This window comes from Actinospica robiniae DSM 44927 (genome assembly GCF_000504285.1).
Taxonomy (GTDB): Bacteria; Actinomycetota; Actinomycetes; order Streptomycetales; family Catenulisporaceae; genus Actinospica; species Actinospica robiniae.
Genome location: NZ_KI632511.1, coordinates 6,323,337 through 6,349,262, shown reverse-complemented (window position 1 = coordinate 6,349,262; position 25,926 = coordinate 6,323,337). Strand labels below are relative to the sequence as shown.

Genomic DNA, 25,926 nt, shown 5'->3' with positions numbered 1-25,926 from the left:
TTACGCGGCCTTCCTGGCCTCGTCGATCAGCAGCACCGGGATGTGGTCGCGGACCGGGTAGGCCAGCGCGCAGGCCGGGTCGGTGCACACCAGCTCGCTCGCCTCCGCGTCCTCGCGCAGCGGGCAGTGGCAGGCCGGGCAGGCCAGGATCTCCAGCAGGGCGGGCTCGATCAGGGTGCTCATGGTGTTCAGGCCTCCGGGAGACGGACGATGGCGAGGACCTCGTCGCGCACGGCGGCGACCTCGTCGGTGGAGCGCGCCTCGATGTTCAGGCGCAGCAGCGGTTCGGTGTTGGACGGCCGCAGATTGAACCACCAGCCGTCGCCGGCCACGGTCATCCCGTCGAGGTCGTCGATGCTCACGCCGGGCCGGTCGGCGAACGCGGAACGCACCGCGGCGGTGCGCCCGGCCTGGTCGGCCACCTGGCTGTTGATCTCGCCGGAGGCGTGGTAGCGCTCGAACACGGCGGTGAGCTCGGACAGCGGCTGCTCCTGGCCGCCGAGGGCCGCGAGCACGTGCATCGCGGCCAGCATCCCGGTGTCGGCCTTCCAGAAGTCGGCGAAGTAGTAGTGCGCGGAGTGCTCGCCGCCGAAGACGGCGCCGGTGACGGCCATCTCCTGCTTGATGAACGAGTGCCCGACCCGGGTGCGCACCGGGACGCCGCCGTGCTCGCGCACGATCTCCGGCACCGCCTGAGAGGTGATCAGGTTGTGGATGACGGTGGCGCCCGGGTGCTTGGCCAGTTCGCGGGTGGCCACCAGCGCGGTGATCGCGGACGGGGAGACCGGCTCGCCGCGCTCGTCCACGATGAAGCAGCGGTCCGCGTCGCCGTCGAAGGCCAGGCCGAGGTCGGCTCCGGTCTCGGTCACCTTGGCCTGCAGGTCGACCAGGTTCTTCGGGTCCAGCGGGTTGGCCTCGTGGTTCGGGAAGGTGCCGTCGAGCTCGAAGTACATCGGGACCAGGTCGAGCGGCAGGCCGTGGAAGACGGTCGGCACGGTGTGCCCGCCCATGCCGTTGGCCGCGTCCACCACGACCTTGAGCGGGCGGATCTCGGTCAGGTCGACCAGCGAGCGCAGGTGCGCCGCGTACGCCGTGAGCAGGTCGCGCTCGGTGATCGAGCCCTGCTTCTCCGCCGGGACCAGCACGGTGCCGGGGGCGGCGAGCTCGCGGGCGGCGAGGGCGCGGATGTCCTCGAGGCCGGTGTCCTGGCCGACCGGCGCGGCGCCGGCCCGGCACATCTTGATCCCGTTGTACTTGGCCGGGTTGTGGCTCGCGGTGAACATCGCGCCGGGCAGGTCGAGGTGGCCGGAGGCGAAGTAGAGCTCGTCGGTCGAGGCCAGGCCGATCTTGACCACGTCGGCGCCCTGGGCCGCGGCTCCGCGGGCGAACGCGTCAGCCAGGGTCGGGGAGGACGGGCGCATGTCCCAGCCGATGGTGATCGCCTCGGCGCCGACCACGCGGACGAACGCGGCGCCGAGTGCGGTGGCGATGGTCTCGTCGAGCTGCTCGGGAACGAGGGCGCGGATGTCGTACGCCTTCACGACGTGGGTCAGGTCGCCGGCGGTCGGGTGCGGGGCTGTCACGTGGGTGGGCTCCGTTTCGTTCTGCGCTGGTCCGTCCCGGCAGAGCCTACCGGTTGGCCGAGTACGCCGGGCCGTCCGAGTCGTCCACCGGGCGCAGATGTCCACGGCGCGGCGGCTTGTCGCCCTGGCGCACCACCCGCACGCCCGGTTCCGGGGCGGGGGGCGCGGGTTCGGGGGCGCGCGCCGCCTCGCGCACGGCGATGGCGAGCGCCTCGAGGTCGTCGGTGGACGGGGCGCGCCGTCCGGTCTCGGGCGGGGAGAGTCTGACGATCTGCCAGCCGCGCGGCGCGGTGAGGCGCTCGGAGTGCTCGGCGCACAGGTCGTAGCAGTGCGGCTCGGCGAAGGTGGCCAGTGGTCCGAGGACCGCGGTCGAGTCCGCATAGACGTAGGTCAGCGTGGCCACCGCCTGGCGACCACAGGCGGTGCGCGAACAGCGACGGACAAGACTCACGTGCGCGAGTGTATTGCGATACGGGGCCGGGCGGCCATACGCCGCGCCCGTCGTTCTCGCGCCCGGGCCCTGGGCGGGCCCCGCCGGCGGGCCCCCGCGGCCCCGCTCACGCAGGATCCGGGGTAATGGCGGGAGCCCAGCCGCGTCCGGTGTATTACTGTCGGTGGCGTGCACAGTAAGTCGGGATCAGCCACGCCGCCGCCGAGCCAGCCGCGCCGGCGCAAGACGCGTGACCGGCGTGGACGCGGCCTGCGCGGGCCGCTGGCGCCGGCCGAGCTCCCGCTCAGCCTGACCCGGGCGGAGAAGTTCGACGACCTGGTCCTGGACGCGGTGGAGCGGCTGGAGCAGCGCTGGCCGCAGCTGGCCGCGGTGGAGTTCGCGGTGGAGCAGGTGCCGCCGCCAGGGGCGGAGTACTGGTCGGCCGACCCGGTGCCGCTGGGCCGGGCGATCCGGGCCGCGCGCGGGGAGCCGGACCGGATCGTGGTCTACCGCCGGCCGACGGAGGTGCGGGCGGCGACGCAGGCGGAGCTGGTCCCGCTGGTGTACGAAGTCGTGGTGGAGCAGGTGGCCGAGCTGCTCGGGCTGGACCCTGAGGTCATCGACCCGGAGTCGGACGTGGACTGAGACGCGCCGACGGCCCGTCAGCGGGAGCTGGACGGGCCGTCAGGCGGGCGCAGACCTCGGAGGCCTGCGCGGCGCGGGGCTTCAGTTCTGCGGCACCAGTCCGGACACGTCCTGGTCGACCGTGGGGATGGTCACCGTCTCCGCGGCCGTGCTCAGCGACTGGATGGTCAGCTGGTGGCCGCTGCCGCCGATCCGGGCCGCGTACACGGTGCCGCTGACGGGGGTGACGGTCAGCGCGTAGTCGGTGGCGCCCTTCGGCATGGTCAGGCTCTGGCCCAGGGTCGCGCCCGGCTTGACCGTGTAGGTGTTGGTGACCGGCGCCGGCGACTTGCTGTTCGGAGTCTGGGTGACCTTCACCGTCGCGGCGCTCGAGCCGGTGTTGGTGAGCGTGAGCACCGAGCTGGTCAGGTTGTGCGCGACCACACCGTCGCCGCTGAGCGCGGAGACCGGGGTGATGTACGCGACGTCCTTGCCCGAGCTGTCGGACTGGGCGATCTTGACCTCGCCGACGATGTCGATCGGCCCGTTGCTGCCGGTGACCGGCAGGCACTGGTTCGTGGCGCTGGCGGAGCCGCACACCGCCAGCGCCGCGTACTCCCCGGCATTGGCGACCGAGCTCAGATCCACCGACGCCACCTTGCCCTGCTCCAGCACGCCGGAGAAGGTGCCGGTGGCCGGGACGATGGTGGACTGGCCCACCCAGCGCAGCACGATCGTGGCGGGGGCGTTCGGGGAGAGCAGGCTCAGCTCGATCTTCTCGTTGTCCTCGGCCTGCGGGATGCCCGGCATGACGAGCGAGGTGGCGGCCTTCTGCGAGCCGATGAAGTCGCGGCCGGCGCCGTCGCTGTCGTAGTCGACCACGGCCGCGGCCACCCGGCCGACGGTGGCCACCACGTGCACCACGTACGGCGCGGTCTGGTTCTGTGCGATGTTCGAGATCAGCTCCTGGACCTGCGAGCCGGCGGTGATCGTCAGGCCCTGCAGGGCGGTGGCGCCGTTGCCGGCCAGCTGGCCGTTCCCGGAGTAGACGGTGACGTTCACGCTCGCCGGGATCGAGTCCGCGTCGACCATGTTGAGCAGGGAGAACTCGCTCTTGCTGCCGCCCAGGCCGGTGAACCAGAAGTCGGTGTCCGGGCTGCCGCAGTTCTCCGAGGCCGCCCCGCTCTCGACCTGCGGCCCGGGGACGGTCGACTCGGTGACGGTGAATCCCGGCGCGTTCGGCCCGGTGACCCTGGCCACGACCGGGTCGGAGAGCTCGTCCACACTGCCGGTGACCCCGCCGTTGAGGCTCTGCGCGGTGCCGACCAGCGCGCCCGGCTTGCCGACGGTGAGGATGGTCTTGGGCTTGCCGGTGCCGCCGAGCTGGGAGAGCTGGCTGACGGTGGCGGAGCCGGTGCCGGAGGCGGTGACCGTGGTGGGCGTGAAGACGCCCACGTTGGTGTCGGCGCTGTCCTTGACCACCGGGCAGATCACCTCGGCGGTGTTGACCGGGCTGGTGGTCGCGCCGTGCGACGTGTGCGCCACCGGTGCGGAGGCGGCCGGCTTGGCGTAGCCGTAGCCGAGGCCCGCCACCAGGGCGACGATCACGAAGCCGGCCACCTGGATCCGGCGGCCGACACCGGCCACCGGGCCGAGCCGGCTCTGCTTGGGTTGGTTCTCGCTCACCGGCCCCACCCTTCCTGACCGTACTGCTGCTCGGACTGGCCGTATCCGGCCGGATACTGGTCGAACTCCGGATACTGCTCGGCCTGCTGGGCCGGCTGCTCGCCGTACTGTTCCGGATAGCCCTGCTGGTTCTGCTGCGGATACGGCTCGGCGTAGGGGTCGTAGGCCGACTGGTCGCCGTAGTCCTGCTGCGGCAACGCCGCGGGCTGGTACGGCGCCGCGGAGTCGTAGCCGTAGCCCTCGCCGCCGTAGCCGGGCTGCTGCGCGTAGGGCTCGTAGGCCTCGTACTGCTGCTGCGGCTGCTCGTAGGCGCCCGGCTGCTCATAAGTCCCAGGCTGCTCGTAAGTCCCAGGCTGTTCGTACGAACCGGACTGGTCATACGAGCCCGACTGCTCATAAGAGCCGGACTGGTCATACGAACCCGACTGCTCGTAGGAACCGGACTGCTCGTAGGAACCGGACTGCTCGTACTGGCCCTGCTGGTACTGCTGCTGCTCGTAGCCGTATCCGGCGCCCGGCTGCTCGTAGCCGCCGTGCTCGCCGGTCGCGTACCCGCCGCTGCCGTACTGCTCGGGCTCGATGAAGGCCTGCGCGGTCTCGTAGACCGGCGCCTGGTAGGAGCCGCTCTCCGAGTACTGCTGCTCTTCTTCGTAGCCGTACTCGTCCTGATAACCCGTCGGCTGGTAGCTCTCCGCCGCCGGGGCCTGCGCCTGGGCCGGCATCGGGACACTCGGCTCCGGCTCGCGCCGGCGCTCGCGCGTCGGCAGCGGCTCGGCGAACTCCGGCTCGGGCTCCGGCTGCGCGGCCGGCTCCGGCTCCTCGGCGGCGCGGGTCCGGGAGCGCCGGCCCGCCAGCGCGTCGGCCGCGGCCTCCTCGGCGGCCTCGGCGTATTCGTCCTCCTCGTCCGGCTGGTCCTCCGGACGACGGCCGAACGGCAGCGCCATGATCATCGCGGCGGCGAAGGCCAGGGCCTCGATGAGCAGGTAGATCGAGTGCGTGTAGGACTGGTAGCCGATCACGATCGTGCCCGCGTCGGCCGGGACCGACCAGGCCTCGAGGCCGTCCGCCTGCGAGACCCGGGTCAGGCTCTGGCCGTTCTCCTTGGCGGTCCAGCCGCCGTCCGCCTGCTCGGCCAGCACCAGCACCCGGCCGGTCGCGCCCCCGGCGACCTGCACCGAAGCGGTCACGTCCTGGGCGCAGGCGGTGTTCGAGCCGGTGGGCTTGGTGCCGGCGCACTGGTAGGCCAGCGTGATCGCGCCGCCCTTGGCGTCCTGCAGCATGACCCGGCCGACTGTGCCGTTGACCTGCCAGTACTCCGAGCCCGCCGAGGTGCCGCCGGCGCCCAGCGCCTGCTCGGTCAGCCCGGAGGTGGAGCTGAGCGCGTGCTCGACGCCGGTCGGCACCGAGGACGAGGCCCAGACGTAGGCGATGCCCAGTTCGGTCAGCTGCTGCGCCGTGTCTCCGCCGCTGCCGGAGAGCAGCTGTCCGACCAGGGTGTCGAGCCTAGCCGCGTCGGCCGCGTCCGGGTGGATGTCGGCGAGGCCGAGGTAAGGGCCGGAGCCGCGCGCGATGGAGTAGGCGACGGTGCCGTCGGCGCCGCCGGTGAGCGTCAGGGTGCGCACCTGGCTCGGGCCGAGGTCCTCGGCCGCGAGGTACTGCGGCAGGCCGGCGTTGATCCGGCTGATCGGGTTCTGCGCGCCGTGGATGAGCCACCAGACCCCGGCCGCGGCCGGGGCGAGCACCGCGGCGCCGGTGACCAGCACGGTCAGCGGCTGGCGCCAGCCGAACTCGGCGCCGGCGATCCGCTCGCGCGCGCCCTCCGCGCCGACCACGGTCGCGGTGATCAGGCCGAAGCCGAGCAGTGCGGTGGACACGCCCGGCCACGGCACCACGCCGACGCCGGCGCCGATCGGGGCGACCGTGGTGCGGGTGAGCATGAGGGCGGAGACGAAGCCGAGCAGCGTGAGCATCCAGGCCGCGATCACCACCCGGCGGCGGGTGCCGCGCAGCAGCGCGGCCAGCGCCGTGAGCAGCAGGCCCGCGCCGAACCAGTACGGGTAGGTGCCGGGGCCGCCCGGGTCGCCGAGCAGCAGGCCGATCGGCTTGGACACCGGCGAGTTCAGGTTGAAGCCGGACGCGCCGACCTCGACCAGGAAGCCGCTGGGCTTGCGCAGCAGGGTCAGCGACCAGGGCGCGAGCACCACCATCGGGGTGGCCAGGATGATCGCCATCCGGATCGCCACCACGATCACGTTCGCCCGGGCCCGCCAGCCGACCGAGACCAGCGAGATCGCGCCCACCACGGCCGCGAGCAGCCACACCACCGGCGCGAACGCGGTGGCCAGGGTGAGCAGGAAGGCGCAGGTCCAGGCCGAGCGGGTGGAGCCGGCCCGGCCCGGGCCGCCGATCGCGTTGGCGGCGCTGGTGACGATGAGCGGGAGCAGGGCGACGGCGACCGCGGAACCGAGCCGGCCGCCGGACACCGCGCCGAGCGAGACGGCCAGCAGGCCGTAGGCGTAGCCGCCCCACAGGCGCAGCACGTGCGAGCCGGTGACCCGGCGGAAGGCGTAGGAGGCACTCAGGCCGGCCAGCGGGACCGAGCCGAGCAGCAGCACCAGCACGGCCAGGCTGGCCTTGCCGAGCAGGATCGTGGCCAGCAGCGCGACCAGGCCGATGTAGGCCGGGGCGGACGAGTTGGTGCCCAGGCCCACGCCGTGCCAGCCGGCGAGGTACTCGTGCCACAGGTCCGAGGCGCCGGCGGGGGTGGGCAGCAGCGCGCCGCCGGCCAGGGTGCCGCCGAACAGCAGGCTGCGTCCGGCGATCAGCGCGATCGCGGCCAGGCCGAGGCCGACCGCGATGATCGGCTGGCGCAGCAGCTTCTTGATGACGGCGAGGGAGTCGGTCTCGAGCGACTCGGACTCCTCGGAGACCGGTCCGGACTCCACCGAGCCGTGCCGGGAGGCGGTGACCCCGCCGTCGAGGGCGGCGTCGCCGCGGACCTGGGTCCAGATGGAGTCGATCGCGGCCCGGGTCAGGGCCCAGCGCGGCGGCAGCAGCTGCGCCACCTCGAGCGGGTCAGCCTCGCGATGCCTGCGCCGGGCCGCGCGGCCCCGCAGTATCCGGTCCGGCCGGGTGGCGAAGCCGAGCATGGCCAGGAACTCGTCCGAGGCCTTGCCCGGGCTCTTCGCGATCAGGTGGCCGAGCACCCGGAAGAAGGTGCCGGCCAGCAGCCGCAGGTACAGGAACGGCCAGAACAGGCTGGGCCGGTTGACCGAGACGGTGTAGAGCGCGTGCGCCCGGTCGAGCAGGTGCGGGCGGTTCGGGCCGGCGTCCACCCGGCGCCGTTCCCGGGCCGCGGCCTCGGCGTGCCGGATCACCGCCTCGGGGGCGACCAGCACCTTGTACCCGGCGTTGTTGGCCCGCCAGCAGAAGTCGAGGTCGTCGCGGAAGAGCGAGACCGCCCGGTCGAAGCCCTTGAGCTCGTCCCACACGTCCCGGCGCACCAGCATGCCGGCCGAGCCGACCGAGAGCACCGGACGTACTTCGTCGTACTGGCCCTGGTCGTGCTCGCCGCGCTCCAGGCCGGTCCAGCGCCGGCCGTTGCTGGCCACGCTGACGCCGACCTCGAGCAGCTGGCGCTTGTCGTACCAGCCGTGCACCTTGGGCCCGACGACGGCGACCTGCTCCTGCGGGTGCGCCTGGGCGTACTCCTCGGCCGTGAGCAGCAGCTGGCCGAGGCAGTCGGCCGAGGGCGCGGAGTCGTCGTGCAGCAGCCAGACCCACTCCACCGGCGGCTCGGCGTCGTAGCCGAACTCGTCGTAGGCGACCGGCGCGGAGTTCTTCAGCCCGAAGGCGACGGCCGAGCCGTAGCCGGAGGAGCGCTTGCGCTCGAGCACCGCGTCCGGACCGAGCGCCTGGCGCAGCAGGTCGGTGGAGCGGTCTCGGGAGGAGGTGTCCACGGCGACGATGCGCTGGACCGGGCGCTGCTGCCCGAGCAGCGCCTCGAGCACGGTGGGCAGCCACCGTTCCCCGTCGTGGCTGACCAGGACGGCCGTGACGACGTGCCGGCGCAGCGCCTCGTGCGGGTTGGCGGCGTACGCGAGGGAGGGTGGTGGCGGTGCGAACTGTGACATGCGAGGCCCGGGTCTCGACGGCGGTTGACACCCCGCCGCGCGCGATCCGCGCGGAGCGGCGGTTGCCCCACCCTAGTAGAAGAACCCGGAAACCGGGGCCGGGCCGAGAATATTGTCCCGGTTCAGCGCGATATCCGACGTGTGCCCGTGACCAAACCCGGACATCGACGTCGGCACCCGCGGATGGACGGGCCGGCCGCCGCGCCGGGCCCGTCTCTCGTCCGCCGTGCTACGCGGCCTTCTTCTTCAGCCGCCGGCGTTCGCGTTCCGACAGGCCGCCCCAGATGCCGAACCGCTCGTCGTGCGCGAGCGCGTACTCCAGGCACTCGGCCTTGACCTCGCAGGCCAGGCAGACCCGCTTGGCCTCGCGGGTGGAGCCGCCCTTCTCCGGGAAGAAGGACTCCGGATCGGTCTGCGCGCACAGGGCGCGCTCCTGCCAGCTGATCTCCTCGTCGAAACCGCCGAACAGCGGGAAGACCTCGGTCATCGTCCTCGCCTCCCGTCCTCGTCCGTGCTCGTCGCGCTCCGGGCCGGTGCCCGCCCGGCGCCGCCGCGCGGCACCCGCCCTGAAGGAACCACGCTTGGTGACGGGTCGTCACAATCCGGTGGTCTGAGGGAAATTACACGCGCGTCGTTCCCAGGGCGTCAAGCCGCGATCTGATAGCGGAGGCCTTATTCACTCGGAGGGAGCAGCCGGGGACCGCCCGCCCGGCCTGGCGAAGGTCCGGCGCCACCTGCGGCGCCGTGACGGGCGCGGAAGGCCGGGTCGAAAGGCCTTGCCGGGATCAATTGCACCCATACGAGTGAACAACCATTTGTCTGTTCCCCGTTCGGCGCGGAGCGCTCAGTCCGCGACGCGCCCGGACCGGCTACGCCGCGTGCTAGTCTCGACGCATCATGAGCGAGCGGTATGCCCTTTTCGCCGGACGCGCGGCCAGTCGGCCGACGCGCCACGCGAGCATGCCCGCCGTGACCCTGCACAGCTGTTGTCGCCGCTGTAGCTGACCCGTCCGGCCACTGGCGCGGACGGGATCGTCCGCAGACACCGGCCACTCCAGACGGGACCACGAGCGCATGTCCGCGCAGACCTTCGCCGCAGCCGCACCCACCATCACCCCCGACCTCGCCGCCGTGCTGCACGACGCCAGGCCGCATCCGCAGCTCGGTCCGGGGCGGGCCCCCGCCCCGAGCTCGGCGCAGCTCGGCCGGGCGGCCGCGGCGCTCGCCGCCGGACTGGCCGCGCAGATGGCCGCCGTCGGCTACGCCGTGGCCGAGGACGACGAGCTGATCGCGCTCGCCACCTCGTACCTGCTGCCCCCCGGCACCCGCGCGCGGGTGCACCGGGCCGGCGCGGAGGGCGTGCTCGTGCTCGCCCCCTCGGACCGTCCGCGCGCCGTGGCCGCCGCCGGGCCGGGCCTCTACGTGGTGGTGGAGACCGCCCCGGAAAGCTGAAGCTCTAAGCTCGAACCGTGAACACCAGCGGAATGAAGATCACGGTGCTGGCCGGCGGCGTCGGCGGGGCGCGCTTCCTCGAGGGTCTGCTCGTGGCGGCGCCGGACGCCGAGGTGACGGTGATCGGCAACGTCGGCGACGACATCACCCTGCACGGCCTGCGCGTCTGCGCGGACCTGGACACGGTGATGTACACGCTCGGCGGCGGCATCCACCCGGAGCAGCGCTGGGGGCGCGACGAGGAGAGCTTCGGGGTGGCCCGGGAGCTGGCCGAGTACGGCGTGGGCCCGGACTGGTTCACCCTCGGGGACAAGGACATCGCCACCCACCTGGTGCGCACGCAGATGCTCGAGGCCGGATACCCGCTCTCCGCCGTCACCGAGGCGCTGTGCGCGCGGTGGAAGCCGGGGGTGCGGCTGCTGCCGGCCACCGACGACCGCGCCGAGACCCACGTGGTGCTCGAGGACGAGGACGGCCGCCGCGCCGTGCACTTCCAGGAGTACTGGGTGCGGCTGCACGCGCCGGCCGCGCGGGAGATCGTGTTCGTCGGCGCCGACGAGGCGAAGCCGGGGCCGGGCGTGCTCGAGGCCATCGCGGCGGCCGACGTGGTGCTGCTGCCGCCGTCGAACCCGGTGGTCTCCATCGGCGCGATCCTGGCGGTGGGCGCGGGCTCGCCGGACGGCGGCATCCGGGGCGCGCTGACGCGGGTTCAGGCGCCGGTGGTCGGGCTCTCCCCCATCATCGGCGACGCCCCGGTGCGCGGCATGGCGGACAAGGTGCTGGCCGCGGTCGGCGTACAGACCAGTCCGTCCGCGGTGGCCGAGTACCTCGGCGCCGACCTGCTCGACGGCTGGCTGGTGCACGACGCCGACGCCGCGCACGTGGCCAAGGTGGAGCAGGAGGGCATCCGTTGTCAGGCGATCCCGTTGCTGATGACGGATCAGGAGGCGACCGCGGCGATGGCCCGCACCGCGCTGGCGTTCGCGGCGGAGCTGGCCGCATGACCGACACCGACAGCACCGCCGCGGTTATCAGCGTCCTGCCCGTGCCGGGCCTGCCCGAGGTGCGCCCCGGCGACGACCTGGCCGCGTTGATCGGCGCCGCGCTCACGGCCGGGCCCGGACCCGGCCTGATCGACGGCGACATCCTGGTGGTCACCTCGAAGATCGTCTCCAAGGCGGAGAACCGGGTGCGCCACGCCGCGGACCGCGAGGCCGCGATCGACGAGGAGAGCGTGCGCCTGGTCGCCCGGCGGGACAAGCTGCGGATCGTGGAGAACCGGCTCGGCCTGGTCATGGCCGCGGCCGGGGTGGACGCCTCGAACACCGAGCCGGGCACGGTGCTGCTGCTGCCCGAGGACCCGGACCGAAGCGCCCGCGAGCTGTCCGACGCCCTCGCCCGACGCCACGGCGCGCGGGTCGGGGTGATCGTGTCGGACACCTTCGGCCGGGTCTGGCGGGCCGGGCTGGTCGACCAGGCCATCGGCGCGGCGTATCTGACGCCGGTTCACGACCTGCGCGGCGTCCGGGACTCGCACGGCAACGAGCTCGCGGTGACGGTCACGGCGCTGGCCGACGAGCTGGCCTCGGCCGGCGAACTGGTCAAGGGCAAGCTCGGCGGCGTGCCGGTGGCGGTGGTGCGCGGCCTGTCCACGCTGGTGTCCGAGGACCCGGGCCCGGGTGCCAAGGTGCTGCTGCGTCCGAGCGAGCAGGACCTGTTCTCACTCGGCACAGCCGAGGCGCGCGCGGCCGGCCGGGCCGAGGCGGTCTCCGGCCGACGCACCATCAGGTCGTTCACCGACGAGCCGGTGGCCGAGGAGGCGGTGGCCCGCGCGGTGGCCGCCGCGATCACCGCTCCGGCGCCGCACCACACCACGCCGTGGAGCTTCGTCGAGGTGCGCACCCTGGATACGCAGAAGCGGCTGCTCGACGCGATGCTCGAGGACTGGGTCGCCGACCTGCGCGCGGACGGGTTCAGCGAGGCCGCGATCGTCCGGCGCACCCGCCGCGGCGACGTGCTGCGCGGCGCGCCGGTGCTGCTCGTGCCCTGTCTGACGATGGAGGGCTCGCACACCTATCCGGATGCCCGGCGCAACGGCTTCGAACGCGAGATGTTCCTCGTCTCCACCGGCGCCGCGATCGAGAACCTGCTGGTCACCCTGGCCGTCGAAGGCCTCGGCTCGGCCTGGATCTCCTCGTCGATCTTCTGCCGGCAGACCGTGCGCAGGGTGCTGGACCTGCCGGAGCACTGGGACCCGATGGGCTGCGTCGCGGTCGGCCATCCGGCGGCGCCGGCGAGCGAGCGTCCGCCGCGGCCGGTGGAGGGGTTCCTGATCAGGCGTTAGGGGCTCTACCGACGCTGCAGCAGCAGTCTGACGGCGCGTTGCCGGTGCGGGGCGAAGGGCTCGAGCAGCGCCATCATCTTCGCGTCGTCGTACCGCCGGTCCCCCGGCGTGCCGAGGATCCCGCAGATCAGCCGGGGCAGATGCAGGTCGCCGACGCTGACCAGGTCGGCCGCGCCGTGGCTGCGCTGGAGCGTCTCGGCGGCGGTCCACGGCCCGATGCCCTGGATCGTCTGGAGCCTGGCCGCCGCCTCCTCCACCGGCAAGGCGGCCAGCCGCTCGATCGCGGCCGAGCGCTGGCAGGCCCGGATGACGGTCTCGGCGCGCTTGCCGTCCACTTCGGCGCGCCGCCACTCCCAGGACGGGATCAGCATCCAGGCCCGCGGCGTCGGCGGTATCCGCAGGCCGCGCGGCATCGACTCCGGTCCGGGCGCCGGGGTGCCGTAGCGGTGGACCAGCCGGCGCCACGCGTCGTGCGCGGAGGTGGTGGTGACCTTCTGCTCGAGGATCGAGGGGATCAGCGACTGCAGCACCTGCCCGCAGCGGGAGAGCCGGAACTCCGGCCGGCGCCGATGCGCCTCGGCCAGCAGCGGGTGCGAGGCCGCCAGCTCGGCGAACCCGGCGAGGTCGTCATGCGCCCCGAGCAGGGCAGGACCCTGCTCGAGCAGCCAGGCCGCCCCCGGCCCCCAGGCCGTCAGCTCCACCTCGCCGCCCGCCGGAACGCGCACCCGCAAGGTGCCCGGGCCGCGCGGGGTCAGCGCCGTGCGCCAGACCGCGCGGACCGGACCGTCATCGGGCCCGTACTCGACCCGGTGGGTCGGGTCGGCCGCGCCGTGCCGCTGCATCCGCAGCGTCCGGGCGATCTGCGCGGGCACGCCGGAGACGGTGACCGAGGCGCCGTCCGCGCCGGTCCCCGTCTCGACGAGGGCCTCCGGCGCCGCGGCGGCGCGCTGAACCGGAAGCAGAGTCTTGTGGTGGATGCCCTGGCCCGTCCGCTCAGCTCGGGTCGTGGCTGAAGCGCACGGCCGAATCCGGGATGACGGCGTCGCAGGACACGCGCACGCCCGCGAGCAGTTCGTTGCCGGCGCCGACACTCGCGCCGTCGCCCACGACCGCGCCCTCGAGCACCGTGCCCGCGCCGACCCGGGCACCGCGCCCCACGATCGAGTCGCGCAGCACCGCCCCCTCGCCGATCGACGAGCCCGCGCCGAGCACCGTGCCGTACACCGCCGCCTGCTCGGCGACCCGCGCGCCGCGGCCGACCGTGGTCCCGCCGCCCAGCTTCGCCGACTCGGCCACCTCGGCCGCCTCGAGCACGAGCGCCTCCGGGTGGCTCGGGCAGGTGGAGGCGGGCACGGCCGGGGAGCTGATCGCGCCGAGCACCAGGTCCGCCGAGCCGCGCACGAACGCGGCCGGAGTGCCGAGGTCGAGCCAGTAGCTCTGCTCCACCACGCCGAGCACCTTCGCGCCCGCCGCCAGCAGGCCGGGGAAGGTCTCGCGCTCCACCGAGACCCGGCGCCCGGCCGGGATCCCGTCGATGATCTCGCGGCGGAAGACGTAGCAGCCGGCGTTGATCTGGTCGGTCACGATGTCCTCGGGGCGCTGCGGCTTCTCCCGGAACGCGGTGACCCAGCCGTCCTGGTCGGTGGGCACCAGGCCGAACGCGCGCGGGTCGGACACCTTGGTCAGGTGCAGGGTGACGTCGGCGGCGCGGGCCGCGTGCTGGGCCAGCAGCGCGCCGAGGTCCATGCCGGACAGGATGTCGGAGTTGAAGATCATCACCGGCTCGTCCGGGCCGCTGCGCAGGCGGTCGGCCACGTTGCGGATGGCGCCGCCGGTGTCGAGCGGCTCGACCTCCTGGACGTACTCCATCTCCAAGCCGAAGCGCGAGCCGTCCCCGTAGTACTCCTCGAACACCTCGGGCTTGTACGCCGTGGCGAACACGATCCGGGTGATCCCGGCCGCCTTCGCCCGGCTGAGCATGTGGCTGAGGAAGGGGACGCCGGCGACCTCGAGCATCGGCTTCGGCGTGTTGACGGTGAGCGGGCGCAGCCGGGTTCCCTTGCCCCCGACCAGCATGATCGCTTCAGACACGGTACGAAGTTCTTCCTAGTCGGGGCGTCGTTCCGGCCCATGATTACGGCTGACGGTGAACAAAGACCTGGTTGGAACTGAACACTAGCTGATGGCTGCGACCCCGCCGCGCCGGATCGTGCCGCGGACCCTCGGTAGGCTGGGCGCATGGCAATGGCTTCGGCACCAGACGGCGATCTGTCCGCGCTCTGGCGTTCCCGGGTGGCCGGCAGCGGCCCGCGTCCGTTCCTGACCTACCACGACTTCGGCACCGGGGAACGGGTCGAGCTGTCGTACGCGACGATGGACAACTGGGTCTCGAAGACCGGCAACCTGATCCAGGACGAGCTGATGGCCGATCCGGGCAGCAGGTTCCTGCTGGCCGCGCGGCCGCACTGGATGACGGCGGTCTGGGCGCTGGCGCCGCTGCTGTGCTCTGCGGTCGTCTCCCCCTGGGGCGACGCCGCCCGCGCCCGGTTCGCGGTGTCCGGCCCGGACGAGGCGGAGCTCGACTACGCCCGGGCCTGCCAGGGCGAGCGTTACGCGCTGTCCCTGCTGCCGCTCGGCCGTCCGTTCGCCGAGGTGCCTAAGGGCTTCCTCGACTACGTGGCCGAGGTCCGCATGCACGGCGACCGGTTCGCGCCGCTGGACCCGCCCGACGCCGACGCCCCCGCACTGACGACGGCCGACGGCGAGAGCCTGACGCATCGGCAACTGCTCGAGCAGGCCGCGCCGAAGTACTCGGCCGGTGCTCGTGTGCTGATCGCCACCGAGCGCACCTCCGCCGACGCGGCCGGCCTGATCGACTGGCTGTACGCGCCCTTGGCCGCCGGCGGCTCGGTCGTGCTCACCCGCGGGGGCGAGGACGCGGAGCTGGACCGGCTGGCCGAGATCGAGCGGGCCGAGCGGGTCTAGGCCCCTCAGAGCGTCGAGCGGTAGAGCGACTTCGGCGAGGTCAGAAAGCCCCAGCCCCAGGAGAAGTGCATCGTCGCCAACACAAGCGGCAGACGCGCCCTGACCCCGACGTCCTGCCCGCGCGTCTCCTGCAGCGAGCCGACGACGGTCCCGAGCACGTAGCCGATCAGCGGCGCGAACCCGGCCGCCAGCCACGGCACGGTGGCGAAGGAGATCAGCCCCAGCACCGTCCCGAGCAGGATCGCGAGCACGGCGATCGGCGGGGCGAGGTAGCGCAGACTGGCCGTGCCCGCGTGCGTGCGCATCACGACGCGCCGCCAGCGGCCGTAGTCGAAGTACTGCCTGGCGAGGGTCCGCACACTCGGCCGCGGCCGGTAGGTCACGTGCAGCTCGGGTGAGAAGTAGACCAGGCCGCCTTCCTCGCGGATGCGGTGGTTCAGCTCCCAGTCCTGGGCCCGGATGAAGGCCTCGTTGTAGCCGTGCCGCTTCTCCAGCACCTCGCGGCGGAAGACGCCCAGGTACACCGTCTCGGCCGGGCCGGCCGCGCCGCCGGTGTGGAACTTCGCGTTGCCCACACCCAGTTTCGAGGTCATCGCGACCGCGACGGCGCGTTCGAACACGCTCTGCCCCTCGGCGTGCATCACGCCGCCGACGTTCGCCGCGCCGGTCTCGGCCAGCAGCCGCACCGCCGTGCGCAGATAGCCCGGGGCCAGCAGGCCGTGCCCGTCCACCCGGACGACCACCTCGTGCCGGCTCGCCGCGATCGCGGCGTTGAGCCCGGCGGGCGTCCTGCCGGTCGGATTGGGCACCGTGCGCACCCGGGGATCCGCGGCGCACAGCCCGGCCGCGATCTCGTCGGTGCGGTCCTTCGACGGTCCGAGCGCGATGACGAGTTCGACCTCGCCGGGATAGTCCTGGCTCAGGATGTGCGCGACCGCCTCGGCCAGGTGGCGTTCCTCGTTGAGCACCGGCATGATCACGGAGATCGAGGGGGGCGGGATCAGATGTGCGTTCTCTTCCATGGCGCCTCGGACCCTACCGGGCCGAGGCGCCCGCGGGCCATCCCCCGCCTGCTTCTACCGCTCCGGCTCCGCCTCGCCCCTGCGCGACTGGGCGATCGCGGTGCGCCGGGCCAGCCGGTGCTCGCGCCGGATGGTGGCCTCGTGGAAGCGGCGTTCGTCCTCGGCGGACTCCAGCAGCAGCGGCGGCACCGAGCGCGGCTTGCCGTCGGTGTCGATGGCGACGAAGGCCAGGAACGCGGTGGCCACGTGCAGCGGCGTGCGCTCAGGCACGTCCCACGGCTCGGATTCGACCCGCACGCCGACCTCCATCGAGGTGCGCCCGGTCCAGTTCACCTGCGCGTAGGTGTGCACCAGATCGCCCACGTGCACCGGGAAGCGGAAGAGCATCTCGTCCATCGCCGCCGTCACCGCCGGTCCGGCGCTGTGCCGGGTCGCGACCAGTCCGGCGACGTCGTCGACGAGCTTCATCATCACCCCGCCGTGCACGGTGCCGAGCAGGTTCACATCGGCCTGCGTCATGATGCGGCTGAGCGCGATGCGCGAGACCGCGGGAGAAACCGGCTTGAGGGTCATGCCAGCCATGATCGCATCCGGATCTCCCCAGTACTCTCCGGGCGCTCTATGCTGCCCGGAAGTGTCCGCCGCGCGACCGGCGCAGGCGTGACGGAGGGGACGGGACATGCCGGCGACAGTGCTCCTGGCCATCGGTACCGCCGCGGTGTGGGTCGCCGGCCTCGGCGCGGTCTTCCTCCGTGGCCGGGGCCGGCGCGAGCACGGCCTGCCGGGCCCGACCCCGGCCGCGGTGCGGACGCTGCTGGTGGCGCCCGGCCGCGACGACGACCCGCGCGTGCTCAACTCGGCGGTCATGGAACTCGCCGCGCGCAACGTGATCGAGATCATCCCCGCCGACTCCCAGGGCCCTGCGATGATCCGCCCGGCCGCGCTCCCGGACGAGAGGCTGCTGCCGGAGTATCTCAATCTGCTGCTCGCGCGGGTGTGCCACCGTTCCGGGCCGCGCGGCGCGCCGATCCCGCTCACCTCGCTGCGGGCCGACGAAGACCGGGCGGCGCTCGGCTGGAGCTACCTCTTCGACGAGGCGGTGCGCGAGGAAGCGGTGGCCCGCGGCCTGTTGCAGCCGGCCGCGCGCCCGGTGGCGCGGCGGGCGCTGCTGATGACGAGCCTGCTGCCGAGCGTCCTGATCGCGGTAGCGCTCGGGGACTACGTGAAGCAGCCGTTCCCTCAAGCGATCGCGTTCATCACCGTGCAGACGCTGGCCCTGGTCCTCGGCGCGTCGGCGTCGCGCGTGCGCGTGACGAAGGCCGGTGTGGCCGAGCTCGCGGCGGCGTACCCGCGTGAACCGGTCGCCGTGCCGTCGCCCGCCCAGCCCGCGCAGAGCCCTGATCGCAGAGTTCTGCCGGAACAGCTCAGCCCGCTGCCCGAGCATCAGATCTGGTCCAGCTACGGGGGCTCCTGGCATCCGCTGGATCTGCGCTCACGCGAGGTCTACCGAGACTCCGGCGCCCGCCCGGCGCAAGCCGGCGGGATATTCGCGGGCACCTTCTGCGTCGGCTCCGCGATCGTCCAGAGCCACCGGAGCGGCCATATCTCGCCGGCGGTCGCGGTGGCGTTCGTCGGCCTGCCCCTCGCCTACTTCGCCGCGATCGGGATCCGGACCGCGCTGCGCCGGAAGCTGCCGAAGCGCCTCGTGCTGCAGGGCAAGATCGCGCGGCTGTGGGCGGTCGAGGACGCCGACGCGCGCACCAACCGGACCGCGGGCCGCAATCTGTCGAGGTACTACTGCGTCCTCGACGTCGGGCGCGCGCCGGAGAGCGTGCGCCTGAACCTCGGTCCGCGCACCTACGAGAGCCTGCGGGTCGGCGACGTCGTCGAGGTCTCCGTCCGCCCGCGCCGCGGCCGGATCGCCGGCCTGCGCAACCTCGGCGAGGACTTCGCCTGAGCGGCCAGAACGGCCTGAACGCGGTCACGGGGCAGGGACAGCGGAAACACCGCGTCCCCGCCCCCAGGTGAGGGGGCGGGGACGGGGACGCGGGTTGCGCCTGATCAGCCCTGAGCTCTGATCAGCCCTTGAGCAGCTGGCGTGCCATGACCACGCGCTGCACCTGGTTGGTGCCCTCGTAGATCTGGGTGATCTTCGCGTCGCGCATCATCCGCTCGAGCGGGTAATCCTGCGTATACCCGTATCCGCCCAGCAATTGCACCGCGTCGGTGGTGATCTCCATCGCGGCGTCGGACGCGAAGCACTTGGCCGCGGCGCCGAAGTAGGTCAGGTCCGGGTCGTTGCGCTCGGACTTGGCCGCGGCGGCGTACGTGAGCTGACGCGCCGCGGTGAGCTTCATGCCCATGTCCGCGAGCATGAACTGCACGCCCTGAAGCTCCGCGATCGCCTTGCCGAACTGCTTGCGCTCCTTGACGTAGTTCGTCGCGTAGTCGAGCGCGCCCTGGGCCACACCGACCGCCTGCGCGGCGATGGTCACCCGGGTGTGGTCGAGCGTGCGCATGGCGGTCTTGAAGCCGGTGCCCGGCTCGCCGATGATGCGGTCGCCCGGGATCCAGACGTTGTCGAAGTAGACCTCGCGGGTGGGCGAGCCCTTGATGCCGAGCTTGCGCTCCGGCGCGCCGAAGGAGACGCCCTCATCCGCCTTCTCCACCACGAAGGCCGAGATGCCGCGCGTGCCGATGCCCGGCTCGGTCACGACCATCACGGTGTAGTAGTCGGACACGCCCGCGTTGGTGATCCACCGCTTCACGCCGTTGAGCCGCCAGCCGTCGCCGTCGCGCACGGCCCGGGTGGTCATCCCGCCCGCGTCGGAGCCGGCGTCCGGCTCGCTCAGCGCGTAGGAGAACATCGCCTCGCCGCGCGCCACCGGCGGCAGGTAGCGCTGCTTGAGCTCCTCCGAGCCGGCCAGGATCACCGGCATGGTGCCGAGCTTGTTCACCGCCGGGATGAGCGAGGAGGACACGCAGGCGCGGGCCACCTCCTCGATCACGATGCACGTGGCCAGGGCGTCCGCCCCGGCGCCGCCGTACTCCTCCGGAATGTGGATGGCCGCCATGTCCGCCGCGTGCAAGGCGTCGTGCGCCTCCTGCGGATAGCGGGCGTCGTGGTCGACTTGGGCGGCGTAGGGCGCGATTTTGCTCTCCACAAGCGCGCGCACGGATTCGCGCAGCAGCTCGTGCTCTTCGCGCACGGCGTAGAGATCGAATTCCTGGGTCACGAAGCCCATGTTACCCATCAGTAGGGAAATTGCCAGGTCTTGGGCCGACGACTCCGCCCGAAGCGCCGCAGACAATGCTCCGGCGGGCTCGTTACCCTGGGGTGGCTGACAGACCACGGCCGCGGCGACGGCAGCGGTGACCACGGTGCGAGAAGGAGCGAACACGTGAAGCGGATCACCGTCATCGGGACCGGCTATCTCGGCGCGGTCCACGCCGCGAGCATGGCGTCGCTGGGCTACGACGTGCTCGGCATGGACGTCGACGCCGAGAAGATCGCCGCCCTGGCGGCCGGGCGCACTCCGTTCTTCGAGCCCGGCCTCGACGAGCTGCTGGCCGAGCAGGTGGCCTCCGGCCGGCTGCGCTTCACCACCTCGTACGCGGACGTCGCCAAGTTCGGCGGCGACGAGCGCGGCGAGACGGTCCACTTCGTGTGCGTCAACACCCCGCAGCGCAAGGGCGAGTACGCCGCGGACACCGCGTACATCGAGTCGGTCTTCGACAATCTGGCCCCGCTGCTCGACGTCGCCGCCCTCGTCGTCGGCAAGTCGACCGTCCCGGCCGGCACCGCCGGCCGGCTGACCGAGCGGCTGCGCTCGCTCTCTCCCGCCGCCGACGAGATGCGGCTGGCCTGGAATCCCGAGTTCCTGCGCGAGGGCTTCGCGATCGAGGACACGCTGCGTCCCGACCGCCTGGTCATCGGCGTGGCCGACGAGGTGGCCGAGCAGGCGCTACGCGAGCTGTACGCACCGCTGACCGAGGCCGGCGTCCCGCTGCTGGTGACCGATCTGGCCACCTCGGAGCTGGTCAAGACCGCCGCGAACGCGTTCCTGTCCACCAAGATCTCCTTCATCAACGCCATGGCCGAGGTCTGCGAAGCGGCCGGCGCCGACGTGATGCAGCTCTCCCAGGCGCTCTCCCTCGACCCGCGCATCGGCGGCCGATTCCTGGTCCCCGGCCTCGGCTTCGGCGGCGGCTGCCTGCCCAAGGACATCCGCGCGTTCATGGCCCGGGCCGGCGAGCTCGGCGTGGACCAGGCGCTGGCCTTCCTCAAGGAGGTCGACGCGATCAACATGCGCCGCCGGGCCAGGACCGTCGAGCTCGCCCGGCAGGAGTGCGACGGCTCGTTCCTCGGCAAGCACGTCGCCGTCTGGGGCGCCGCGTTCAAGCCGAACACCGACGACGTGCGCGACTCGCCCGCGCTCAACGTCGCGGCCTCCATCCTGCTCCAGGGCGCCCAGGTCTCGGTCTACGACCCGAAGGCCAACGAGACCGCCGCCAAGGACTTCCCGACGCTGCACTACGTCGACTCCGCCCTCGAGGCCGCCCGCGGCGCCGACCTGATCCTGCACCTGACCGAGTGGGCCGAGTTCCGCGAGCTCAACCCGGCCGCCGTCGGCGAGGTCGTCGCCGAGCGCCGCGTGCTCGACGGCCGCAACGCCCTCGACCAGGAGCGCTGGCGCGCCGCCGGGTTCAGCTACCGCGCGCTCGGCCGGCCGTAGCGGTCTGCGACTTGCGACTTCCGCGGAAAGCAGATCCCCCGGACGCGAACTGCGCGTCCGGGGGATCCGTGGTTTCTAGGCGCGGCCGACCGAGGCGCGCAGCGCCGCGCCCTTGGCCTTCGCCTGTGCGCTCAGCTGCGCCTGGAACTCGCGCATCGCGCCCATCAGGTCCGCATCCTGCGTGGCGAGGATCCGGGCGGCGAGCAGTCCCGCGTTGCGCGCGCCGCCGATCGAGACCGTGGCGACCGGCACGCCCGCCGGCATCTGCACGATGGAGAGCAGCGAGTCCATCCCGTCCAGGTACTTGAGCGGCACGGGCACGCCGATGACCGGCAGCGGGGTGACCGAGGCCAGCATCCCCGGCAGGTGCGCCGCGCCGCCGGCACCGGCGATCAGCACCTTGAGGCCGCGCTCGGCCGCCTGCTCGCCGTACTCGATCATCTCCTTCGGCATCCGGTGCGCGGAAACCACGTCCGCCTCGTAGGGCACGCCGAAGTCGTCGAGCGCCTCCGCGGCGGCGCGCATGGTCGGCCAGTCCGAGTCCGAACCCATGACGATCCCCACCACGGGCCGGCCGCCCGTCAACTCACTCATCGATCTCGCCTCTCAGATAGGCCGCCGCGTGGCGGGCGCGCTCGAGGCAGTCGTCGAGGTCGGCGCCGAGCACGGTCACGTGCCCGATCTTCCGCCCCGCCTTGACCGCCTTGCCGTACGTGTGGATCTTCAGGCCCGGGTCGCGGGCCAGGCAGTGCAGGTACGCCGGATACAGATCGGGCAGATCCAGCCCGATCACGTTCGCCATCACGGCCAGCGGCGCGTGCGGGTCGGGCGCGCCGAGCGGGAGGTCCAGCACCGCCCGCAGGTGATTCTCGAACTGGCTGGTCAGCGAGCCGTCGATACTCCAGTGCCCGGAGTTGTGCGGCCGCATGGCGAGCTCGTTGATCCACAGCGCGCCGTCCGCGGTCTGGAACAGCTCGACCGCGAGCATGCCGGTGACCTCGAGCTCCTTCGCGATGGTCAGCGCGATCCGCTGCGCCTCGAGCGCGGCGTCCTCGTCCACCCCGGGCGCCGGCGCGTAGACCTCGCGGCAGATGCCCTCGCGCTGCACCGTCTGCACGACGGGGTACGCCACCGCCTGGCCGTGCGGCGAGCGGGCCACCTGCGCGGACAGCTCCCGTACGAACGGCACGGCGGCCTCCGCGAGCAGCTTGACCCCGCGCTCGGCGGCCTCGGCGGCGACACGCCCGGCCGCGGCCTCGTCCTGCACCACCCAGACGCCGCGCCCGTCGTATCCGCCGCGGGTCGCCTTGAGCACGATCGGCCAGCCCGTCTCGGCGGCGAACTGCGCCGCCTCGGCCCCGGTCGCCACCAGCCGCCACGCCGGGCAGGGCAGCCCGAGCGCGCTCAGGCGGGCCCGCATCTCGCCCTTGTCCTGGGCGTAGAGCAGCGCCTGCGGCCCCGGCCGGACCGGGATACCCGTCTGCACCAGCCGCTCGAGCACCTCGGCCGGCACGTGCTCATGCTCGAAGGTGATCACGTCGCAGCCGCGGGCGAAGCCGAGCACGGCCTCGACGTCATCCACCTGGCCTAGCACGACGTCCGGAATCACCTGGTTCGCGCAATCCTGCGGGCTCGCGCTGAACACGCGCAGATGCAGGCCCAGCGCGACGGCGGCCGGCTGCATCATCCGGGCGAGCTGGCCGCCGCCGATGACACCGACGGTCGGACCTGTGGGAGGGGTGGGGCTGACGAGCTCGTTCACGCGCCCCAGCCTAGTCGAACCGCGCCGGGCGCCCGGGCGCCCGATATGATTTAGTTTGTCCTTGGGTGTCCCCGGCCGGCGGCCGGAGACCCACGAGGACGGACGGCTCTCCAACCGCCATCAGATCCGTCACAGCTCTGCTACGACCGGCTGAGCGGCGGCATGCCTTCAGGAGAAGCGGCTACTCTCGTACACGTACTGCTCCCGGAAATGTCAGGCAGGTACCCACGGTGGCATTGGCTAGTGCTGCGTACAGCCGCGTTCAGCACCTCGTCCACGAGGTCGTGAAATTCGGCGCCGTCGGAGGCATCGCCTATCTCGTCACCGTCGCGATCAACTACGCCTACCTGGTCGTGCAGAAGAACGACGAGCTCACGGCGTACATCGTCGCGAACGTGGTGGCCACCGGCGTCGCCTACATCGGCAACCGCTACTGGACCTACAAGGAGCGCGAGTCCGGCGGTTCCCGCGAGGTGGTTCTGTTCCTCGCGATCAACGGCATCGCCATCGCGATCCAGACCGGCATCACGGCTCTGACTTACTACGTGATGGACCTGGACAGTCACTTCGAGATCTTCTTCAGCAAGTTCATTCTCGGTATCGGCATCGGTATGGCTTTCCGGTTCTGGTGCTACCGCACCTTCATCTTCCCGGAGGCCGAGCCCGCGCTGGCCGGCGACCAGTTCCCGTACAGCGAGCCGCTGCCCACCTCGCAGCTGAAGACCGAAGCCCCGCGCTCCGGCTCCGGCGCGCTGCTGTCGAAGACCTCCCGCTGACCCGAGAACCTCAGCCCCCCGTCGCACTGCGGCGGGGGGCTTTCTTCTGCCCGTTTCCCGCCTGGGCGGCACGCCTGCGCGGCGCGGGCCTCATCCCGGTCGTCTTGCGCCCGAGTGCCCTCCACGGCTCTAGACGCGGCTTGACGCGGCTCAGCGGGCCTTCCCGCACGTCCCCGTCACCCGTCCAGCCGAACTTCAGCCGAACCTCGGCAGGAAGAGCGCGAACACCGGCGGCCGCTGCTGCAGCAGCTCCAGCCGTCCGCCGTCCGCCTCCGCGAGTTCGCGTGCCACGAACAGTCCGAGGCCGGTCGAGGCCCGCCCGGAGACGGCCCGCTCGAAGACGCGCGCGCCGAGTTCCGGCGGCACGCCCGGGCCCTCGTCTGAGACTTCCACTACCACCGAGCCACCGGCGGTGCGCGTTCGTATCGTCACCGGGCCGGCTCCGTGCATCAGCGAGTTCTCCAGCAACGTCGCCAGCACCTGCGCGAACGAGCCCGGCGTGGCCGCGGCGAGCAGCCCGCGGCCGCCGTCGACGCGGATCGGGCGCCGGGCGCTGCGGAAGGCCGGGCGCCACTCGAAGATCTGCTGCCGGATGATCAGGTCGATGTCCGTGGGGGTGCCCACGGTGTCCGCGCGGCGGGTGTCGCCGGAGTCGGTCAGCAGCCGCTGGACCACGTCCGTCAGCCGCTCCACCTGGGTCAGCGCGATCGCGGCCTCTTCCTTGACCGTCTCCATGTCGGCCGCCTCGCTGATCTCCTCCAGCCGCATCGACAACGCGGTCAGCGGCGTGCGCAGCTGGTGTGAGGCGTCCGCGGCGAGCCTGCGTTCCTTCGCCATCACCCGCGACACGCGGTCCGCGGAACGGTCGATCACCTCGGCGATCCGATCCAGCTCGGCGATGCCGTAGCGCCGGTGCCTCGGCCGCTGGTCCCCCGCGCCCAGCCGCTCGGCCGTGCCCGCGAGCTCGTGGAACGGCCGCGAGATACGCCGCGCCTGCAAGTAGGCGACGCCGGCCGCCGCGGCGAAGGCCGCCAGCGCGGCCGCGACCAGAAGCGAGAGCTGCAGCCGGATGCGCTGGACGATCGGCTGCCAGGACTCGCTGACCACCACCGTCTCGCCCTCGCGCCCCTGGTAGACCTCGCTCCGGTGCGGCTGGTCGGCGATCGCCGGTCCCAGGCTCACCGAGGATTCGTCCGAACCCACCGGGAACTCGATCCGCGCATTGCGGCCGGGCGAGAGGTCAGAGGTGAGCGCACCGGTGTCGAACTGCCCCGCGGTCAGCTGCACGTCGGTGAGTATCCCGATGCGCTGGACTTCCTGATTGAGCGAGTCCTGCTCCGAACGAGTGACGAATTTGTCGTCCAGGATGGCGAAGGGCACGCCGAGCAGGATGGTCACCAGGAACACGGCCGTGACCATCGACCGGATGAGCCTGCCCCGCATCTCCGCCTACCCGCGCCCTTTCCCCGCCCGGCCCGGACTCAGCTTCGTTCGAAACGGAAGCCGACACCGCGCACGGTGGAGATGAACCGCGGATTGCCCGCGTCGTCGCCGAGCTTCTTGCGCAGCCAGGAGATGTGCATGTCCAAAGTCTTCGTGGACGACCACCAGGTGGTGTCCCACACCTCGCGCATGAGCTGCTCGCGGGTTATCACCCGGCCGGCGTCGCGCACCAGCACACGCAGCAGGTCGAATTCCTTCGCGGTGAGGTTCAGCTCCTCCTCGCCCAGGTAGGCGCGGTGCGACTCGACGTCGATGCGCACGCCGCGGGCCGTGCTCGCGGTCTCCGGCGCGCCGCGCCGCAACAGGGCCCGGACCCGGGCGAGCAGCTCGGCCAGCCGGAACGGCTTGGTCACGTAGTCGTCCGCGCCGGCGTCGAGTCCGACGACCGTGTCCACCTCGTCCGCGCGCGCCGTGAGCACCAGCACCGGGAAGCCCAGGCCCTCCGAGCGCAGCCGGCGGCACACCTCGAGCCCGTCCATCCCCGGCAGACCGAGGTCGAGCACGAGCAGATCCACCGCCCCGGACATGGCGTGCTCCAGGGCCGTCGGCCCGTCGCCGCGCACCTGGACCTCGTACCCCTCCCGCCGAAGTGCCCGCGCCAGCGGATCGGCGATCGCGGTGTCGTCCTCTGCCAGCAAAACCCGGGTCATGGGCAGATCGTAGGACTTCGCAGGGGAATCCGACATCTCCCGCCCGAATTCTGCCCATTTGGCTGCCTTATTGAGACCAATTGTCACTGTTCCCCGCGCTTGCCACTCTTTCGGTCCAACAAATGGGGCCTTATCACCAGTGCGTCGGCCGACCATTGCCGCGTATCCACCGAACAATCGAGCCGGGCCCGGACGATTCCGGGCCCGGCCTTACCTCCGTCGTCTGACCGGCGAGCGCCG

23 protein-coding genes are annotated in these 25,926 nt (G+C 72.4%); 8 read left to right on the top strand and 15 right to left on the bottom strand.

Going from position 1 to position 25,926, the window contains the following annotated elements; all coding sequences use genetic code 11:
• From ACTRO_RS27135 to ACTRO_RS27125, 3 genes are read right to left on the bottom strand one after another with little or no spacing between them, the layout of a single operon-like run.
• Window positions 1-183, bottom strand: a complete 183-nt coding sequence (locus ACTRO_RS27135; RefSeq protein ID WP_034267540.1) for a Trm112 family protein — start codon at window positions 181-183, stop codon at window positions 1-3.
• Window positions 184-188: 5 nt separating this feature from the next.
• Window positions 189-1,583, bottom strand: a complete 1,395-nt coding sequence (locus tag ACTRO_RS27130) for a phosphomannomutase/phosphoglucomutase (protein ID WP_034267537.1) — start codon at window positions 1,581-1,583, stop codon at window positions 189-191.
• A 46-nt stretch (window positions 1,584-1,629) separates the two neighbouring features.
• A complete protein-coding gene (locus ACTRO_RS27125; RefSeq protein WP_051451461.1) occupies window positions 1,630-2,034 on the bottom strand; it encodes a DUF3499 domain-containing protein in 405 nt (134 codons plus the stop codon).
• Between the two features lie 168 nt (window positions 2,035-2,202).
• On the opposite strand from ACTRO_RS27125, the gene ACTRO_RS27120 reads away from it, so the two are divergent.
• A complete protein-coding gene (locus tag ACTRO_RS27120) occupies window positions 2,203-2,658 on the top strand; it encodes a metallopeptidase family protein (RefSeq protein ID WP_034267534.1) in 456 nt (151 codons plus the stop codon).
• Between the two features lie 81 nt (window positions 2,659-2,739).
• On the opposite strand, the gene ACTRO_RS27115 is transcribed toward ACTRO_RS27120, so the two are convergent.
• The 3 genes from ACTRO_RS27115 to ACTRO_RS27105 form a co-directional block, all read right to left on the bottom strand.
• Window positions 2,740-4,323 (bottom strand): DUF5719 family protein, encoded by a 1,584-nt coding sequence (locus tag ACTRO_RS27115; RefSeq protein WP_157436469.1) that lies wholly within the window; start codon window positions 4,321-4,323, stop codon window positions 2,740-2,742.
• The gene (locus tag ACTRO_RS27110) at window positions 4,320-8,456 is read right to left on the bottom strand and encodes a glycosyltransferase (RefSeq protein WP_051451460.1); all 4,137 of its coding nucleotides are present in this window, start codon (window positions 8,454-8,456) and stop codon (window positions 4,320-4,322) included. The genes ACTRO_RS27115 and ACTRO_RS27110 overlap by 4 nt, the downstream gene beginning before the upstream one ends.
• 229 nt (window positions 8,457-8,685) lie before the next feature.
• On the bottom strand, window positions 8,686-8,943 hold the full coding sequence (locus tag ACTRO_RS27105) for a WhiB family transcriptional regulator (protein ID WP_034267527.1): 258 nt from the start codon (window positions 8,941-8,943) through the stop codon (window positions 8,686-8,688).
• 587 nt (window positions 8,944-9,530) lie between these two features.
• Here ACTRO_RS27105 and ACTRO_RS27100 point away from each other — a divergent pair.
• Genes ACTRO_RS27100 through ACTRO_RS27090 form a run of 3 tightly spaced genes read left to right on the top strand, consistent with a single transcriptional unit; the run spans window position 9,531 to window position 12,252 of the window.
• A complete protein-coding gene (locus ACTRO_RS27100; protein WP_034267524.1) occupies window positions 9,531-9,908 on the top strand; it encodes a hypothetical protein in 378 nt (125 codons plus the stop codon).
• A gap of 32 nt (window positions 9,909-9,940) precedes the next feature.
• Window positions 9,941-10,912, top strand: coding sequence for a 2-phospho-L-lactate transferase (gene cofD / locus ACTRO_RS27095; RefSeq protein ID WP_034267521.1), 972 nt, complete (start codon window positions 9,941-9,943; stop codon window positions 10,910-10,912).
• Entirely contained in the window at window positions 10,909-12,252 is a 1,344-nt protein-coding gene (locus tag ACTRO_RS27090; RefSeq protein ID WP_051451459.1) for a coenzyme F420-0:L-glutamate ligase, read from the top strand. Before cofD ends, ACTRO_RS27090 begins: the two co-directional genes overlap by 4 nt.
• Before the next feature lie 5 nt (window positions 12,253-12,257).
• Here the strand turns inward: ACTRO_RS27090 and ACTRO_RS27085 are convergent, their stop codons facing one another.
• Both ACTRO_RS27085 and manB read right to left on the bottom strand, forming a co-directional pair.
• The gene (locus ACTRO_RS27085) at window positions 12,258-13,124 is read right to left on the bottom strand and encodes a DNA-3-methyladenine glycosylase family protein (protein ID WP_157436468.1); all 867 of its coding nucleotides are present in this window, start codon (window positions 13,122-13,124) and stop codon (window positions 12,258-12,260) included.
• A gap of 121 nt (window positions 13,125-13,245) precedes the next feature.
• On the bottom strand, window positions 13,246-14,343 hold the full coding sequence (manB, locus tag ACTRO_RS27080) for a mannose-1-phosphate guanylyltransferase (protein WP_034267518.1): 1,098 nt from the start codon (window positions 14,341-14,343) through the stop codon (window positions 13,246-13,248).
• 147 nt (window positions 14,344-14,490) lie between these two features.
• Here manB and ACTRO_RS27075 point away from each other — a divergent pair, with 147 nt between their 5' ends.
• On the top strand, window positions 14,491-15,237 hold the full coding sequence (locus ACTRO_RS27075; RefSeq protein ID WP_157436467.1) for a TIGR03089 family protein: 747 nt from the start codon (window positions 14,491-14,493) through the stop codon (window positions 15,235-15,237).
• Window positions 15,238-15,242: 5 nt separating this feature from the next.
• Here the strand turns inward: ACTRO_RS27075 and ACTRO_RS27070 are convergent, their stop codons facing one another.
• On the bottom strand, window positions 15,243-16,259 hold the full coding sequence (locus tag ACTRO_RS27070; protein WP_034267513.1) for a glycosyltransferase family 2 protein: 1,017 nt from the start codon (window positions 16,257-16,259) through the stop codon (window positions 15,243-15,245).
• Window positions 16,260-16,313: 54 nt separating this feature from the next.
• Complete coding sequence (locus tag ACTRO_RS27065) at window positions 16,314-16,841, bottom strand: acyl-CoA thioesterase (protein WP_157436466.1); 528 nt, start codon at window positions 16,839-16,841, stop codon at window positions 16,314-16,316.
• A 97-nt stretch (window positions 16,842-16,938) separates the two neighbouring features.
• Between ACTRO_RS27065 and ACTRO_RS27060 the strand changes: the two genes are divergently transcribed.
• On the top strand, window positions 16,939-18,216 hold the full coding sequence (locus ACTRO_RS27060; protein WP_034267507.1) for a hypothetical protein: 1,278 nt from the start codon (window positions 16,939-16,941) through the stop codon (window positions 18,214-18,216).
• 121 nt (window positions 18,217-18,337) lie between these two features.
• Here ACTRO_RS27060 and ACTRO_RS27055 read toward each other — a convergent pair whose 3' ends face one another.
• Window positions 18,338-19,495 carry an acyl-CoA dehydrogenase family protein gene (locus ACTRO_RS27055; protein ID WP_245594505.1) on the bottom strand — a complete coding sequence of 386 codons (1,158 nt, stop codon included), beginning with the start codon at window positions 19,493-19,495 and terminating at the stop codon, window positions 18,338-18,340.
• Between the two features lie 165 nt (window positions 19,496-19,660).
• Between ACTRO_RS27055 and ACTRO_RS27050 the strand changes: the two genes are divergently transcribed.
• Window positions 19,661-20,995 (top strand): UDP-glucose dehydrogenase family protein, encoded by a 1,335-nt coding sequence (locus ACTRO_RS27050; protein WP_034267502.1) that lies wholly within the window; start codon window positions 19,661-19,663, stop codon window positions 20,993-20,995.
• Window positions 20,996-21,070: 75 nt separating this feature from the next.
• Here ACTRO_RS27050 and purE read toward each other — a convergent pair whose 3' ends face one another.
• Together purE and ACTRO_RS27040 are read right to left on the bottom strand one after the other, a co-directional pair.
• On the bottom strand, window positions 21,071-21,589 hold the full coding sequence (gene purE / locus ACTRO_RS27045; protein WP_034267499.1) for a 5-(carboxyamino)imidazole ribonucleotide mutase: 519 nt from the start codon (window positions 21,587-21,589) through the stop codon (window positions 21,071-21,073).
• The gene (locus ACTRO_RS27040; RefSeq protein ID WP_034267497.1) at window positions 21,582-22,757 is read right to left on the bottom strand and encodes a 5-(carboxyamino)imidazole ribonucleotide synthase; all 1,176 of its coding nucleotides are present in this window, start codon (window positions 22,755-22,757) and stop codon (window positions 21,582-21,584) included. Before ACTRO_RS27040 ends, purE begins: the two co-directional genes overlap by 8 nt.
• 236 nt (window positions 22,758-22,993) lie before the next feature.
• Between ACTRO_RS27040 and ACTRO_RS27035 the strand changes: the two genes are divergently transcribed.
• A complete protein-coding gene (locus ACTRO_RS27035; RefSeq protein ID WP_169739950.1) occupies window positions 22,994-23,533 on the top strand; it encodes a GtrA family protein in 540 nt (179 codons plus the stop codon).
• Between the two features lie 195 nt (window positions 23,534-23,728).
• Here ACTRO_RS27035 and ACTRO_RS27030 read toward each other — a convergent pair whose 3' ends face one another.
• Both ACTRO_RS27030 and ACTRO_RS27025 read right to left on the bottom strand, forming a co-directional pair.
• On the bottom strand, window positions 23,729-24,952 hold the full coding sequence (locus ACTRO_RS27030; RefSeq protein ID WP_281177897.1) for a sensor histidine kinase: 1,224 nt from the start codon (window positions 24,950-24,952) through the stop codon (window positions 23,729-23,731).
• Between the two features lie 62 nt (window positions 24,953-25,014).
• Window positions 25,015-25,686 carry a response regulator transcription factor gene (locus ACTRO_RS27025; protein ID WP_034267493.1) on the bottom strand — a complete coding sequence of 224 codons (672 nt, stop codon included), beginning with the start codon at window positions 25,684-25,686 and terminating at the stop codon, window positions 25,015-25,017.
• Window positions 25,687-25,926 lie beyond the last annotated feature (240 nt).